17 protein-coding genes are annotated in these 15,328 nt (G+C 66.8%); 16 read left to right on the forward strand and 1 reads right to left on the reverse strand.

Going from position 1 to position 15,328, the window contains the following annotated elements; genetic code table 11:
- The first annotated feature begins 169 nt into the window (after positions 1-169).
- Positions 170-457, forward strand: a complete 288-nt coding sequence (locus tag ACNQFN_RS04670; RefSeq protein ID WP_068638551.1) for a CopG family ribbon-helix-helix protein — start codon at positions 170-172, stop codon at positions 455-457.
- Positions 454-675, forward strand: coding sequence for a type II toxin-antitoxin system RelE/ParE family toxin (locus tag ACNQFN_RS04675; protein ID WP_245650969.1), 222 nt, complete (start codon positions 454-456; stop codon positions 673-675). The genes ACNQFN_RS04670 and ACNQFN_RS04675 overlap by 4 nt, the downstream gene beginning before the upstream one ends.
- A 231-nt stretch (positions 676-906) precedes the next feature.
- On the opposite strand, the gene ACNQFN_RS04680 is transcribed toward ACNQFN_RS04675, so the two are convergent.
- A complete protein-coding gene (locus ACNQFN_RS04680; RefSeq protein WP_068638550.1) occupies positions 907-1,845 on the reverse strand; it encodes a LysR family transcriptional regulator in 939 nt (312 codons plus the stop codon).
- A gap of 161 nt (positions 1,846-2,006) precedes the next feature.
- On the opposite strand from ACNQFN_RS04680, the gene ACNQFN_RS04685 reads away from it, so the two are divergent.
- From ACNQFN_RS04685 to ACNQFN_RS04750, 14 genes are all read left to right on the forward strand, one after another.
- Positions 2,007-2,867 carry an FAS1-like dehydratase domain-containing protein gene (locus tag ACNQFN_RS04685; RefSeq protein WP_418648137.1) on the forward strand — a complete coding sequence of 287 codons (861 nt, stop codon included), beginning with the start codon at positions 2,007-2,009 and terminating at the stop codon, positions 2,865-2,867.
- Between the two features lie 106 nt (positions 2,868-2,973).
- On the forward strand, positions 2,974-4,140 hold the full coding sequence (locus tag ACNQFN_RS04690; RefSeq protein ID WP_418648138.1) for an acyl-CoA dehydrogenase family protein: 1,167 nt from the start codon (positions 2,974-2,976) through the stop codon (positions 4,138-4,140).
- Between the two features lie 22 nt (positions 4,141-4,162).
- Entirely contained in the window at positions 4,163-5,533 is a 1,371-nt protein-coding gene (locus tag ACNQFN_RS04695) for an MmgE/PrpD family protein (protein WP_418648139.1), read from the forward strand.
- 10 nt (positions 5,534-5,543) lie between these two features.
- Complete coding sequence (locus tag ACNQFN_RS04700; protein ID WP_068638543.1) at positions 5,544-6,761, forward strand: CaiB/BaiF CoA transferase family protein; 1,218 nt, start codon at positions 5,544-5,546, stop codon at positions 6,759-6,761.
- On the forward strand, positions 6,761-7,606 hold the full coding sequence (locus ACNQFN_RS04705; protein ID WP_068638541.1) for an HpcH/HpaI aldolase/citrate lyase family protein: 846 nt from the start codon (positions 6,761-6,763) through the stop codon (positions 7,604-7,606). Before ACNQFN_RS04700 ends, ACNQFN_RS04705 begins: the two co-directional genes overlap by 1 nt.
- A 46-nt stretch (positions 7,607-7,652) precedes the next feature.
- Positions 7,653-8,681 carry a TRAP transporter substrate-binding protein gene (locus ACNQFN_RS04710; protein WP_418648140.1) on the forward strand — a complete coding sequence of 343 codons (1,029 nt, stop codon included), beginning with the start codon at positions 7,653-7,655 and terminating at the stop codon, positions 8,679-8,681.
- 64 nt (positions 8,682-8,745) lie between these two features.
- Entirely contained in the window at positions 8,746-9,483 is a 738-nt protein-coding gene (locus ACNQFN_RS04715) for a TRAP transporter small permease (RefSeq protein WP_083953697.1), read from the forward strand.
- Positions 9,480-10,763, forward strand: a complete 1,284-nt coding sequence (locus ACNQFN_RS04720) for a TRAP transporter large permease (RefSeq protein WP_418648141.1) — start codon at positions 9,480-9,482, stop codon at positions 10,761-10,763. Before ACNQFN_RS04715 ends, ACNQFN_RS04720 begins: the two co-directional genes overlap by 4 nt.
- Positions 10,764-10,847: 84 nt before the next feature.
- Positions 10,848-11,237, forward strand: coding sequence for a VOC family protein (locus ACNQFN_RS04725; protein WP_068638537.1), 390 nt, complete (start codon positions 10,848-10,850; stop codon positions 11,235-11,237).
- A complete protein-coding gene (locus ACNQFN_RS04730) occupies positions 11,218-11,709 on the forward strand; it encodes a PaaI family thioesterase (protein WP_418648142.1) in 492 nt (163 codons plus the stop codon). The genes ACNQFN_RS04725 and ACNQFN_RS04730 overlap by 20 nt, the downstream gene beginning before the upstream one ends.
- Complete coding sequence (locus ACNQFN_RS04735; RefSeq protein ID WP_245650968.1) at positions 11,706-12,923, forward strand: MFS transporter; 1,218 nt, start codon at positions 11,706-11,708, stop codon at positions 12,921-12,923. The genes ACNQFN_RS04730 and ACNQFN_RS04735 overlap by 4 nt, the downstream gene beginning before the upstream one ends.
- Before the next feature lie 100 nt (positions 12,924-13,023).
- The gene (locus ACNQFN_RS04740) at positions 13,024-13,443 is read left to right on the forward strand and encodes a TRAP transporter large permease subunit (protein WP_418648143.1); all 420 of its coding nucleotides are present in this window, start codon (positions 13,024-13,026) and stop codon (positions 13,441-13,443) included.
- Between the two features lie 51 nt (positions 13,444-13,494).
- On the forward strand, positions 13,495-14,388 hold the full coding sequence (locus ACNQFN_RS04745; protein ID WP_068638531.1) for an NAD(P)-dependent oxidoreductase: 894 nt from the start codon (positions 13,495-13,497) through the stop codon (positions 14,386-14,388).
- Positions 14,389-14,415: 27 nt separating this feature from the next.
- Positions 14,416-15,294 carry an AEC family transporter gene (locus ACNQFN_RS04750; RefSeq protein ID WP_418648144.1) on the forward strand — a complete coding sequence of 293 codons (879 nt, stop codon included), beginning with the start codon at positions 14,416-14,418 and terminating at the stop codon, positions 15,292-15,294.
- Positions 15,295-15,328: the final 34 nt, after the last annotated feature.

Here is a 15,328-nt window from a genome sequence, read left to right on the forward strand (position 1 = left end):
TTTTTGACTCCATCCCGGCACTTCACTGGACTGCGTCGTAGCTCGACACAGCAGATTTATCGAGAACTTGCACGCAGCCGAAGGAGACGCCGAAGTTCTGACCGTGGAGAATGTCAGCACTCGGTTTGTGCTACGCTGCACTTGTTCTGTAACACATGAGAGTCATGCCATGAGCGAGGCTACGTTTACCTTCCGGGTGGATCAGGAACTGAAAAACGAATTCACCATGGCTGCCAAGTCCCGCGACCGCACGGGCGCGCAATTGCTGCGCGACTTCATGCGCGATTTCGTGCGCCAGCAGCAGGAAGCGGCCGCACATGATGCTTGGTTTCGCCAGCAGGTGCAGATCGGCCTGGACTCGGCCAATGCGGGCGATCTGATTTCGGCGGCAGAGGTAGAAGCCAGGTTCGCGGCCAAGCGGTCGGCCACCCGTCGCCGCCTTGAAGCAGCCAAATGATGGAGCTGTTCTGGACGCCAGAGGCGACCCAAGACCGTGACGAAATCTACGACTACATCGAGGCCGACAACCCCGTCGCCGCCCTGGCTTTGGATGAGTTGTTTGCCGAGAAGGCGGGCCGCCTGCTCGATCATCCCGGCTTGGGTCGGCCTGGCCGCATCGCCGGCACTCGCGAACTGGTCGCGCACCAGAACTACATCATCGTTCATCGTCTATGACCTGGCCGGCGACCTGGTGCGCGTGCTGCGTATCCTGCACGCTGCTCGGCAGTGGCCGCCGCTCCAATCCTGACCGCCGGCTGGCTGCTGGAAAAATCCTTCGCTGAACTGCTCTGCACGCCGCGCAGGATCGCGCCATCAGCCACTCCCGCTTCCTCCATCCATGCTCCCATGTGGGAAACCCCGCAGCCGACGCGGTCCATGGCTGGCGATACGCGAGGGGCTGCTACGTCAGGAAGCCCCGCCGGAGGGCGGGAGGATGCCCGCCCGGCTCTCCGCATGGCCGGGGTAGTCCATGATGCTTTCGATCAGTGCCAGCGTATGGCTCGGCAGCGAGTCGCCGCAGCGCGACAGCACGTGGCGCTCGCGTAGCGCCCAGTCCTCGTCGAGCGTCTTGATCGAGATCGCCATGGTCTTGCTGTTCCGCCGCGCGGCGGACTCGGGGACGATGCCGACGCCGACGCCGGCTTCGACCATGCGGCAGACCGATTCGAAGTTGCTCACCTGGACCCGGATGTGCAGCCGCTTGCGCGCGTTCTGCATCAACTGGTCGACGAAGGCCTGCAGGGTGCTGCCCTGGTGCAGGCCGATGTAGTCGTAGTCGATGATGTCGGCGAAGCGAACCTTGTCGAGCGCTTCGAGCGGGTGTCCCGGGGTGACGGCCAGCACCAGGCGGTCGGTGCTGAAGGTATGGAGTTCGAGTCCGTCGGCGGTGATCGGGCCGGAAGTGATGCCCAGGTCGGTGGTGCCGTCCAGCACGCCGCGGATGATTTCCGAAGTGGGGCGCTCCTGCAGATTGACGTCGACCTTGGGATGGGCGGCGAGGAAGGTGGCGAGCACTTCGGGCATGAACTCGGTGACGGCCGTGGTGTTGGCGAAGATCCGGATGCTGCCCTGCACCCCTTCGCCGAAGCGCTGCAACTCCGATTTCATGTGCTCGATCTCGCTCAGCACCGTGCGCGCATGCCGCAGCAGGCTCTGGCCGGCCGGCGTCAGCGCGACGCCGCGCGGCGTGCGGTACAGCAGCCGCACGCCGGCATTGGCTTCGAGGTTCTTCACGCGCGCGCTGACTGCGGGAAGCGACAGGTAATTGCGCTCCGCAGCTTTCGTCAGGCTCTTGGTTTCGGCGATGAGACTGAAGAGGGTCAGGTCGCGCAGATCGATGTTCATGCCGTCGTTCCGGTCATTATCCCCTCGAATGTTATGGCTTCGATGGGCGTTCGGGGCTTCGATTGTCGTTAAGGCAGGGTAAAGGAATGGCGAATTGTGATCGTTCGGCACCGGGCGGATCATGTTTCGCAGAAAAACATATGTGTGGAAAAGGAGAGTTTATGGAGACTGGGGCCAACAGCACGAACGCCGATCTGGCAGCGTGGGTGGGGCGGGAGGAAGTTCGCAGCGACCGCGTCGATCTGCGCATCGCCCAGGCGCTGGCCGCCACGTTCGACCATGAGCCGTCGGCCATCGCCGACGGTGATGCGCTGCCGCCGCTGTGGCACTGGGTGTATTTCACGCCCAATGCGCGCGCCAGCGAGATCGGCCCCGACGGCCACCCCCGGCGCGGCGGCTTCCTGCCGCCGGTCGAACTGCCCAACCGGATGTGGGCGGGTGGGCGGCTGCGCTTCGAGCGGCCCCTGCGCGTCGGCGAAAGCCTGCGCCGGGTGTCCCGCATCCTGAGCTGCGAGCGCAAGAGCGGCCGCAGCGGCGACCTTGTGTTCGTCACCGTCGAGCACACCATCTCGGGCGCCGACGGCGCCGCCGCGCTGGTCGAAGAGCACGACATCGTCTATCGCAACGCATCGCCCGGCGGCGGCAAGCTGGCGGGCGAGGCGGTGCCGGCGCAGGCCGACTTCCGCCGCAGCATCGATCCCGACCCGGTGCTGCTGTTCCGCTATTCGGCGCTGACCTTCAACGGCCACCGCATCCACTACGACCATCCCTATGTGACCCAGGTCGAGGGCTATCCGGGCCTGATCGTGCATGGCCCGCTGATTGCCACGCTGCTGCTCGAAGCTTTCCGCCAGGCCCACCCGGACAAGCGTATCACCCGCTTCTCGTTCCGCGCCGTCGGGCCGCTGTTCGACATCCACCGCTTCGACGTCTGCAGCCGCATCACCGGGCCGGATTCGGCCGAATTGTGGACCGACGAGAACGGGCGCCTGACGATGAAGGCAGTCGTCGGCTTCGAGTAAGCCGCTTCTCTTCCACTTCCGCTTCACCGACCGATGCGCTTCGGCAACGAAGCGCAGGGGCGCGCCTTGGCCGCGATTTCCCCGCTTACCACCACAGGAGACAAGCATGTCCACTCTGAACGCCCCCGACCAGCACCAGGACATCCGCGACGCCGTCCGCAGCCTGTGCGCGGAGTTTCCCGATGAATACTTCCGCAAGATCGACGAGCAGCGCGGCTACCCCGAAGCCTTCGTCGACGCGCTGATCGGCGCCGGCTGGCTGTCGGCGATGATTCCCGAGGAGTACGGCGGCTCCGGCCTCGGGCTGACGGCGGCGTCGGTGATCATGGAAGAGATCAACCGCTCGGGCGGCAATTCGGGCGCGGTGCATGGCCAGATGTACAACATGGGCACGCTGCTGCGCAACGGCAGCAAGGCGCAGAAGGAGAAGTACCTGCCCGACATCGCCGCCGGCAAGCTGCGCATCCAGTCGATGGCGGTCACCGAGCCGACCACCGGCACCGACACCACCAAGATCAAGACCGTGGCGGTGAAGAAGGAGGGCCGCTACGTGGTCAACGGCCAGAAGGTGTGGATTTCCCGCGTGCAGCATTCGGACCTGATGATCCTGCTGGCGCGGACCACGCCGCTGGCCGAGGTCAAGAAGAAATCCGAAGGCATGTCGATCTTCATCGTCGAGCTGAAGGACGCCGTCGGCAAGGGCCTGACCGTCAGGCCGATTCCCAATCTGGTCAACCACGAAACCAACGAGCTGTTCTTCGACAACCTCGAGATCCCCGAGGAAAACCTGATCGGCGAAGAGGGCAAGGGCTTCAAGTACATCCTCGACGGCCTGAATGCCGAGCGCACGCTGATCGCCGCCGAATGCATCGGCGACGGCTACTGGTTCATCGAGCGCGCGGCCCGCTACGCCAACGAGCGCATCGTGTTCGACCGCCCCATCGGCAAGAACCAGGGCGTGCAGTTCCCGATCGCCGACGCCTTCATCGAGATCGAGGCCGCCAACCTGATGCGCTTCAAGGCCTGCGAGCTGTTCGACGCCCACCAGCCCTGCGGCGCCCAGGCCAACATGGCCAAGTACCTCGCCGCCAAGGCCTCGTGGGAGGCGGCCAACGTCTGCATGCAGACCCACGGCGGCTTCGGCTTCGCCAACGAGTACGACATCGAGCGCAAGTTCCGCGAGACCCGCCTGTACCAGGTGGCGCCGATCTCGACCAACCTGATCTTCTCCTACGTCGCCGAGCACCTGCTCGGGCTGCCGCGTTCGTTCTGAGTCCGCCCTGGGAGTTCGCGCGATGATCGATCAGAACACGCCCGCCGACGCGCTGTGCGCCTTCGTCGCCGGCCTGCGCTACGAGCAGTTGCCCGTGCCGGTGGTGGAGCGCTGCGAAGAACTGTTCCTCGACTGGATCGCCTCCGCGCTGGCGGCGAAAGGCATGCATCCGCTGCCGCAGTTCGAAGCCTTCGCCCACGCCATGGGCCCGGCCGGCGGGCCGGCGGAAGTGCTGGCCAGCCGCGGCCGGACTTCGCCCTACTTCGCCGCCTGGGTGAATGCGGCGTCCTCGCACCTGGTGGAGCAGGACGACCTGCACAACAGTTCGGTGCTGCATCCGGCGACGGTGGTGTTTCCCGCCGCGCTGGCGGCGGCGCAGGACGTTGGCGCTTCGGGCGCCGAGTTCATCGCCGCCTGCGTGGCCGGCTACGAGGCGGGGATCCGCATCGGCGAATTCCTCGGCCGTTCGCATTACCGCATCTTCCACACCACCGCCACGGTCGGCACGCTGGCGGCCGCCGTCGCTGCCGGGCACGTGCTGAAGCTGTCGCCGGAGCAGATGCGCAACGCCATCGGCTCGGCCGGCACCCAGGCGGCGGGGCTGTGGGAGTTCCTGCGCGACGCTGCCGATTCCAAGCAGCTCCACACCGCGCACGCGGCGGCCAGCGGGCTGGCCGCCGCCTATCTGGCGCGTGGCGGGGTGAGCGCGGCGCGGCGCATCCTCGACGGCGAGAAAGGCATGGCCGCAGGCATGTCGTCCGATGCCGATCCGGCACGCCTCGGCGACCGGCTCGGCAGCCGCTGGGCCTTGCTCGAAACCTCGTTCAAGTTCCACGCCTCCTGCCGCCACACCCACCCGGCGGCGGATGCGCTGCAGGCCGTGATGCAGCGCGAGGGGCTCGCCCATGGCGACATCGAATCGGTGCTGACGCGCGTGCACAAGGGCGCGATCGACGTGCTCGGCGTCGTCGATGTGCCGACGACCGTGCATCAGGCCAAGTTCTCGATGGGCACGGTGCTGGGCCTGCTCGCGGTGCACGGCGATGCCGGCCTCGAGAGCTTCCGCGACCATGCGCTGAGCGACCCGGCGGTCGCCGCCTTCCGCGACAAGGTCGGCATGACGCTCGACGACGAGGTCGATGCTGCCTACCCCAAGCGCTGGCTGGGCCGGGTCGAGGTCAGGACCAGGTCGGGCGCCTGCTTCCAGGGGGCGATCGACGACCCCAAGGGCGATCCGGGCAACACCTTGTCGCGCGCCGAGCTCGCCGACAAGGCGCGGCGCCTGGCGGCTTTCTCCGGCGCCGCCAGCCCGGCCGAGATCGACGCCCTGATCGGGCGTGTGTGGCAACTGCGTACCGCGCCCCGCATCGGCGCGCTTCTTCCATCTTCCTGAGAGTGGGACCATGACTGCGACCCTGACCGATACCCACAAGCCGCAAGCCGGCTCGCTGCCGCTCGAAGGCGTGACCGTCGTCTCGCTCGAGCACGCCGTCGCAGCGCCCTTCGCCACCCGCCATCTGGCCGATCTCGGCGCCCGCGTGATCAAGATCGAACGCCCCGGCGTCGGCGACTTCGCCCGCGCCTACGACCACCGCGTCGATGGCATGGCCTCGTATTTCGTCTGGGCCAACCGCTCCAAGGAAAGCCTGACGCTGGACGTCAAGCAGCCCGAGGCGCAGGAAATCCTGCACAAGCTGCTGGCCAAGGCCGACGTGATGGTGCAGAACCTCGCGCCTGGCGCGGCCGCGCGCCTGGGGCTGTCCTACGAGGCGCTGTCGCCGGCAAACCCCGGTCTGATCGTCTGCGACATCTCCGGCTATGGCGAAGGCGGCCCCTACACCGAAAAGAAGGCCTACGACCTGCTGATCCAGAGCGAGTCGGGCTTCCTGTCCACCACCGGCACGCCCGAGGAGCAGGCCAAGGCCGGCATCTCGATCGCCGACATCGCCGCCGGCATGTATGCCTATACCAACATCCTCGGCGCGCTGATCGGGCGCGGCAGGACCGGCCGCGGCCGCCGCATCGAGGTCGCGATGATCGACGCCATGGTCGAGCTGATGGGCTTCCCGATGTACTACGCCTACAAGGGCCAGGAGCCGCCCAGGCGCTGTGGCGCGTCGCACGCCACGATCTATCCCTACGGACCCTTCCTTGCCGGCGATGGCCGCACCGTGATGATGGGCCTGCAGAACGAGCGCGAATGGGCGGTGTTCTGCGACAAGGTGCTGGGCGATTCCGGCATCGCGGCCGACGCGCGCTTTGCCAGCAATGCGCAGCGCGTGGCCAACCGCGACCCGCTCCGCGCCGTGATCGAGCAGGCCTTCGCCGGCTCCAGCGCCGAGGAGGTCCTCGGCAAGCTCGATGCGGCAGGCATCGCCAATGCCAGCGTCAATACGATGAGCGACATCTGGGCCCACCCCCAGCTCCAGGCGCGCAAGCGCTGGACCACGGTGGATTCGCCGGTCGGCCCGCTGCCCGCGCTGCAGCCGCCCGGCATGGGCGGCGACCATCCGGCGCGCATGGACCCGGTGCCCGCGCTCGGCGCCCATACCGACGCGATCCTCGACGAACTCGGCTACGGCGGCCGCATTGCCGAGCTGCATGCAAGGAAGGTGGTGTGATGGAAGAAAAACTCGATCTGGCGCGGGCGCGGACCTTCCTGTTCGTGCCGGCGAGCCGCCCGGAGCGCATCGCCAAGGCCGTCGCCACCGGCACCGACGCCGTCATCGTCGACCTGGAGGACGCGGTCGCGCCCGCCGACAAGCCGGGCGCACGCCAGGCGCTGCTGGCCTGGCTCGACGCCAATCCTGCGCAGGCCGTGGTCGTCCGCATCAATGCCGCCGGCACCGACTGGCACGAGGACGACCTGCTGGCCTGCCGGCATGCGGGCGTGGCCGGGGTGATGCTGCCGAAGGCCGACAGTGCCGCCCAGTTGCGGCATGCCCGCGCCAGCAGTGGCAAGCCGGTGCTGGCGATCATCGAAACCGCGGTCGGGCTGGATGCGCTGCGCGAGATCGCCGGCGCCGAAGGCTGTGCCCGCCTGGTGTTCGGCAAGCTCGACCTGGCCGTCGAGCTGGATCTGGTGCCGGACGAAGCCGATCCCGAGGAACTCGTCTTCCTGCCCTGGCGGGCGATGCTGGTGCTCGCCAGCCAGCGTGCCGGCTTGCCGGCGCCGGTGGACGGCGTGTTCACGGTGATCAGCGACGCCCAGGCGCTGCAGCGCTATGCCACGCGCGCGCGCCGGCATGGCTTCGGCGCGCAGTTGCTGATCCATCCCTGTCAGGTGCAGGCCGTGGCCGCGGCCTTCACCCCTTCGGCCAGCGAGATCCAGTGGGCGCGCGCGGTGCAGCAGGCCGCGGCGGCCGCGGGCGGGGGCGCTGCGGTGGTCGAGGGTCGCATGATCGATGCCCCCGTCATCGCGCGCGCCGAGCGTGTACTGGCCGTCGCCGCCACCTTCGGCCTTTGATCAGCCGTTTTTTTGCAGTCGTTCTTACAACAAGCAGGAGGAGACCATGAGCAAATTTTCCCATCTTCGCCGTACCCTGATCGGCGGCGCGCTGTCGCTGGCCCTGGCACCCTTGTCGACGCTTGCCGTCGCCGCCGAGCCGATCGTCATCAAGTTCAGCCACGTCGTCGCGCAGGACACACCCAAGGGCAAGGGGGCCGACAAATTCAAGGAACTGGCCGAGAAATACACCAATGGCGCGGTCAAGGTCGAGGTGTATCCCAACAGCACCTTGTACAAGGACAAGGAGGAAGTGGAAGCGCTGCAGCTGGGCGCGGTGCAGATGCTCGCGCCGTCGCTGTCGAAGTTCGGTCCGCTGGGCGTGCGCGAGTTCGAGGTCTTCGACCTGCCCTACATCTTCGACAGCTACGAGGCCCTGCACAAGGTCACCAAGGGCCCGGTCGGCCAGCAGCTGCTCGACAAGCTGGAGCCGCGCGGCATCAAGGGCCTGGCCTATTGGGACAACGGCTTCAAGGCGCTGAGCGCAAACACCCCGATCCGGACGCCGGCGGACCTGCGTGGCAAGAAACTGCGCATCCAGTCGTCCAAGGTGCTCGAAGAGCAGATGCGTGAAGTGAGGGCCTTGCCGCAGGTGATGGCCTTCTCCGAGGTCTATCAGGCGCTGCAGACCGGCGTGGTGGACGGCACGGAAAACACCTTGTCGAACTACTTCACGCAGAAGGTCCATGAGGTGCAGAAGCACATGACGATATCCGACCATGGCTACATCGGCTATGTGGTGATCACCAACAAGCGCTTCTGGGACGGCCTGCCCGCCGAGGTGCGCAGCCAGCTCGACAAGGCGATGGACGAGGCGACCGACTACGCCAACCAGATCGCCAAGGAAGAGAACGACCAGATGCTGGAAGCGGTGCGCGCCTCGGGCAGGACCGAGATCCACATGCTGAGCGACGAAGAGCGTGCGGCCTTCATCAAGGCGCTGCTGCCGGTGCACAAGAAGATGGAATCGCGCGTGGGCGCGGCGACGATCAAGTCGATCTACGAAGCCACCGGCTTCGATCCGGACAAGTTCTGATCGCTGGCCGGCTGATGCCCTGCTGCGCCCGTCGGGGCGCGGCGGGCCTCATGGGGGAGTCACCATGGTACTGAAACTACTCGATCGCCTGGAAGAGGTGCTGGTCGCCTTCTTCATCGGGGCGGCGACCGTGATCATCTTCGTGGCGGTGGTGCACCGCTACCTGTCCGGGTTCGAGATACCGGGGCTGCAGGACATGCTGCTGGACATCAACCTGGGCTGGGCGCAGGAGCTGTGCATCATCATGTTCGTGTGGATGGCCAAGTTCGGCGCGGCCTACGGCGTGCGCACGGGCATCCACGTCGGCGTCGATGTGCTGATCAACCACCTGTCGGACGCGGTGCGCCAGAAGTTCATCATCTTCGGTCTGCTGGCCGGAGCGCTGTTTACCGGCATCATCGGCACGCTGGGCGCGCACTTCGTGTGGGAGAACGGCATGGCCTACGCGGTGCTGAGCACGCTGGGCGCGGACACGGGCCACTTCTTCGAAGGCCCGGTCACGCCGGACCTGGAATGGCCGACGTGGATCGTGTATTCGGCGATTCCGCTGGGCTCCTACCTGATGTGCTTCCGCTTCCTGCAGGTCACGGCCAGCTTCTGGCGCACGGGCGAGCTGCCGCACCACGACCACGGCCACGTCGACGGCATCGACGAGGAAGGGCACGTGCCGGTCGATGTGAACTACTTCGAAATGGACGACGACCTGCACCCGCACGACCTCAAGCACAAGCACCCGCCGTACGACAGCGACGACAAGCGCAATGGCAGCCATCGCAACGGCGGCCAGGGAGGCAAGCCATGACCGCCGCGATCATCTTCGTACTGCTCACGGTCCTGATGCTCACCGGCATGCCGGTGTCCATTTCGCTGGGCCTGACGGTACTCACCTTCCTGTTCTTCTTCACCGACGTCCCGCTCGAATCGGTGGCGCTGAAACTCTTCACCGGCATCGAGAAGTTCGAGATCATGGCGATCCCGTTCTTCGTGCTGGCGGGCAACTTCCTGACCCACGGCGGGGTGGCGCGGCGCATGATCGACTTCGCCACGGCGATGGTCGGGCACCTGCGTGGTGGGCTGGGCATCAGCTCGGTGTTCGCCTGCGCGCTGTTCGCCGCGGTGTCGGGCTCGAGCCCGGCCACGGTGGTGGCGATCGGCAGCATCATGATCCCGGCGATGATGAAGGCAGGCTACCCGAAGCCGTTCGGTGCGGGCGCGGTCGCCTCGGCCGGGGGCCTCGGGGTGCTGATCCCGCCCTCGATCGTGATGGTGATGTACGCGGTGTCGACCAACAGCTCGATCGGCGCGCTGTTCATGGCCGGCGTCATCCCGGGGCTGCTGTGCGCATTCATGCTCGGCTTCACTACCTGGTGGGTGGCGCGCAAGGGCGACTTTCCGCGCGAACCCAAGCGCAGCTTCGCTGACGTGTGGGTGGCGTTCCGGCGGGCGATCTGGGGGCTGGCGCTGATCATCGTGGTGATGGGCGGGATCTACTCGGGCATGTTCACGCCGACCGAAGCGGCGGCGATGAGCGCGATGTACGCGTTCTTCATCGCGATCTTCGTGTACAAGGACCTGAAGCTGTCGGACGTGCCGAAGGTGCTGCTCAATTCGGCCAACATGAGCGCGATGCTGCTGTACATCATCACCAACGCGGTGCTGTTCTCGTTCATCCTGACCAACGAGCAGATTCCGCAGGGGATCGCGCAGTGGATCATGGACTCGGGGATGGGGATGATCGGGTTCCTGATCGCGGTCAACATCCTGCTGCTGGTGCTGGGCAGCTTCATGGAGCCCTCGTCGGTGATCCTGATCACGGCGCCGATCCTGTTCCCGATCGCGATGACGCTGGGGATCGACCCGATCCACTTCGGCATCATGATCACGGTGAACATGGAGATCGGTCTGATCACGCCGCCGGTGGGGCTGAACCTGTACGTCGCGAGCGGCATCAGCAAGCTGGGGCTCACGGCGATGGCCAAGGCGGTGTGGCCGTGGCTGGTGACGATGCTGGTGTTCCTGATGTTGATCACCTACGTGCCCATCATCTCCACCTGGCTGCCAACCGCGCTCGGAATGATGTAAGGGAATGCCTGACCAGGCCGTTCGCCCTGGGCGTGCCGCAGGGCCCGGTCCGAACGGCCATGAACAAAGCATGGAGTTTGTCCGATGAAGATCGACGCACTGGACCATCTGGTCCTCACGGTGGCGGACATCGACGCCACGATCGCCTTCTATGCCCGCGCGCTGGGCATGGAGGCGGTCACCTTCGGCGAGGGCCGTCGGGCCCTGTCGTTCGGCAGCCAGAAGATCAACCTCCACCCCGCCAGCGCGCCGATCCGGCCGCATGCGCGCACGCCGCAGGCGGGCTCGGCGGATCTGTGCTTCCTGACCGGCGTGCCGCTGGATGAAGTGATCGCCCATCTGCACGCCTGCGGGGTGGCGATCGAGGAGGGACCGGTGCCGCGCACCGGCGCGACCGGGCCGATCCGCTCCGTTTACTGCCGCGATCCCGACGGCAATCTCGTCGAGGTGGCCAATGTCCAGTCCGCCGCCTGAGCGAGCGCCCCGGTCCGGCGAGCCGGCTGCGCAGGACGGCGGCGAAGCGGTGTCGGCACCGCCCAGCTTCCGCAACCCCTTTCTCGACCTGCTCGGCGCCGTCGATGACGGCGTCGGGCCGGGATGGGCGCGGGTCGCGCTCGACTCGCGGCCGGAACTGACCAACATGCACGGCAAGGTTCATGGCGGCGTGCTGATGACCTTGCTCGACACCACGATGGCGCGGGCGGCGATGGCACGCCAGGGCTTCCGGCTGTCGGTGGTTTCGATCGGCGTGACGGCAAGCTTCCTCAGTCCCGGCAGCGGCCGGCAGCGGGTCCAGGCGCGCGCCATCGGCGGCGGCCGCTCCACCTGCTTCTGCGAAGCCGAGATACTCGACGCCGAAGGGCGGATCGTCGCCAAGGGCGTCGGCACCTTCAAGTACCGCAAGCCGCCGCAGGGCGGTGCGACGCCGCCGGAATCGATCGAATGAATGGCGGCGCCCGCAACAGCGAGGGGGCGATGCTCATCCCCCTGAGCATCACCCTGGCGATCCAGATCCTCGCCACCATGGCCGCGCTGACCGTACCGGTGCTGGCGCCGGAAGCGGCCCGTACCACCGACCTGCCGGGTGCCCTGGTGGGGGTGTTCATCGCCCTGGTCTATGTCGGCGCGATGCTGTCGACGCTGGCGAGCGGCAATCTCGTCGGCCGCTACGGCGCGATTCGCGTCAGCCAGGCCTGCCTGCTGCTGTCCGGCGCGGGGCTGGCTTTCGCCGCCGGCGGAACGGTGTGGTCGATGACCGTCAGCGCGCTGCTGATCGGTTTCGGCTACGGACCGATCACGCCGTCGAGCTCCCACATCCTCGCCCGTACCACGCCGGCGCACCGCATGGGCTTCCTGTTCTCGGTCAAGCAGACCGGGGTTCCGCTGGGCGGCGCGCTGGCCGGCCTGGCCGTGCCACCGCTGGTACTGCTGTCGAACTGGCAGGGCGCCGCGCTCGCGGTGGGCGCCGCCTGCGCAGTCATGGCGCTGATCGCCCAGGTGGTGCGCACCGGCTTCGATGCCGACCGCGACCCTCGGCGCAAGGTGTCGCTGGGTGGCGTGATGCGCCCGCTGGCCCAGGTCTTCGCCCATCGCGACATCCGCAACCTGGCGTTCTGCACCTTCTTCCTGAGCGCGATGCAGCTGTGCCTGACCACCTACCTGGTGACCTACCTGACCGCGGAATACGGTGCTTCGCTGGTCACCGCCGGCTTCGTGCTGTCCTTGTCCCAGTTCGCCGGCGCGGGCGGACGCCTGCTGTGGGGCTACGCCGCCGACCGCTGGAAGGCGCCGAACCTGGTGCTGTGCCTGCTCGCGTTCGCGATGGCGGCAGCTTCCTTGATCACCGCGCTGTTCGAGCCGGACTGGCCGCTCGTCGTCGTCATCGCTGTCAGCATGGTGTTCGGCGCCACCGCGATCGGCTGGAACGGCGTCTATCTGGCCCGCGTCGCCCAGCTCTCGCCGCCGGGCCAGGCCGGCATGTTGACCGGCGGCACCCTGTTCTTCACCTATTTCGGCGTCGTGCTCGGCCCGCCGGCCTTCGCCGCGCTGGTCGGCGCCACCGGCTCGTTCGCGGCCGGCTACGCGGGGATCGGCGGGGTGATCCTGCTGGTCGGCGTGGTACTGCTGTACGCGGAGCTGAAGGGGAAGGGCAGGCAATAGTGGCGTGCGCGGCGCGGTCCTTCGTGGTGCCGGCTCGTGTGCCGTCGGGGATACCTTCGGCAACAGGAGAGCAGAATGGAACGCGACTCGATGGAATTCGATGATTCCGTGGCAGAAGCGCGAAGGCTATCCGGGTGCCTTCGCTGCTGCGGCCACGGCTTCGTCGGCGACCATCGCGGGCCTGATCCCGCCGTCGATCCCGCTGATCCTGTTGTTGAACCTGATCATGGTGACGGTGGGGATGTTCCTCGACCTGCCGGCGGCGATCCTGCTGCTCGGCCCGACCTTCGTCGCCATCGGCAATGCGATCGGCCTCGACCTGATCCAGCTCGGCATCATGATGGCGGTGAACCTGAGCATGGGCCTCTTCACTCCGCCGGTCGGCACCACGCTGTTCATCGCCGCGGCGATCTCGCGCGATAGGGTGGGAGCGGTCGTGCGAGAGCTGTGGCCCTTCTATCTGGTGGCGATCACGGTGTTGGCGCTGATCTCCTTCGTGCCGGCCTTCACCCTTTACTGACCCTGTGCGGCCCCTGCGCCGCAGGGGCCGCCACTTGGACAAGGACGTTTCATGAACACGATTGCATTTGCCGGGCTCGGTTCGATGGGCCTGCCGATGGCAAGAAATCTGCTCGCCGCCGGGCACCGCGTACGCGGCATCGACCTGAATGCTGCCGCGCTCGCCACGCTGGCGGCGAGCGGCGCCGAGCCTGCCGTCGATGCGGCCGGCGCCGCTCGTGGCGCCGAGGTGCTGATCCTGATGGTGGTCAATGCCGCCCAGGCCGAACAGGTGCTGTTCGACGACGGCGCGCTGCAGGCGCTGGACGAGGGCGGCATCGTCTGCCTGATGGCAACCTGCCCGCCGGCCGCGGTCGAGCGCATCGCCGCGCGCGTCACCGCCAGCAAACGCCGCTTCGTCGACGCGCCGGTTTCGGGCGGCACGGCCGGCGCGACTGCCGCCTCGCTGACCATCATGGCGGCCTGCGATCGCGCCACCTTCGACGCGATGCAGCCGGTGTTCCAGGCCATGGGCCAGCGCATCTTCCACGTCGGCGAGCGTGCCGGCCAGGGCGCCACGGTGAAGACCGTCAACCAGCTGCTGTGCGGCGTGCATATCGCCGTCGTCGCCGAAGCCTTCGCGCTGGCCGCCAAGGTCGGCGTCAGCCTCGACGTGCTGCTCGACATCATGGGTGGTTCGGCGGCGTCGAGCTGGATGCTGAAGGACAGAGGCCCGCGCATGTTGCAGGCCGAGCCCGAGGTCAGCAGCGCAGTCGACATCTTCGTCAAGGATCTCGGCATCGTGCTGGAGGCCGGGCGTGACGCCAGGGCAGCGCTGCCGATCGCCGCGGTCGCGCACCAGCTCTTCCTCGCCACGTCCGGGCGCGGCGACGGGCGTGCGGACGACAGCCAGGTCATCCGCAGCTACTACGCACTGAACGGCACCATGTCGGCAGCCCGGTCCTGATCCCGCATCCTGCAAAGAGAATCGCCAATGTTCGTCCAGATCGTGAGCATCGTCTTTCCGGTGTTCACCGTGATTGCGATCGGCTACCTGTATGGCCGCAAGCATCGCCCCGACATGATCGCCACCAATCAGGTCAATATGGGCATCTTCGTGCCCGCATTGATTTTCTCCGCGCTTGCGGGGAAGTCGGTGGATCTGGCCGAAGTGCAGATGATTGCGATCGGCGGCCTGCTCATCGTCCTCGGTTCGGGGCTGCTGGGGTGGCCGATCGCACGCCGGATGGGCTACGCCCCGAAGACGCTGTTGCCGCCGATGATGTTCAAGAACGCGGGCAACATGGGGCTGCCCCTTTCGCTGTTTGCATTCGGGGAGAAAGCGCTTCCCGCCGCGGTCGTCCTGTTCCTGGTCGAAAACGTCCTGCACTTTGCGGTCGCCACCTGCTGGCTCGGCCGGAATGCGAAGCTGTGGCTGATCTTCCGCGAGCCGGTCGTGCTGGCGGGCGTCGCAGGCGTGCTGGTCAGTCTTTCGGATCTGGCGCTGTGGCCGCCGTTTCTGTCGGCGATCAAGATCATCGCGGACGTCTCCACCGGGCTGATGCTGTTCTCGCTCGGCGTCCGGCTGACTACCGCGCCGTTTGCACAGTGGCGCATCAGAGTCGTGGGGGCGGTGGCGACACCACTCACGGGAATGTTGATCGCCTATGTTTTCTGCCTTGCATTCGGCGTGTCCGCCCACGAAACGAGCATGCTGCTGATATTCGGCGCACTGCCGCCCGCCATTCTCAACTTCATGTTTGCCGAGCGTTATTCCCAGGAGCCCGAAAAGGTGGCGGCGATCGTGATTCTCGGCAATCTTTTCGCACCGCTTTCGATTTCACTGGCGCTGGCATTCAGTCTGGCATCATGAGTGCGGCTGGCCACAAGTTGAAGAGGAGTGAACG

The sequence above is a fragment of the Thauera butanivorans genome (genome assembly GCF_048398245.1).
GTDB lineage: Bacteria > Pseudomonadota > Gammaproteobacteria > Burkholderiales > Rhodocyclaceae > Thauera > Thauera butanivorans.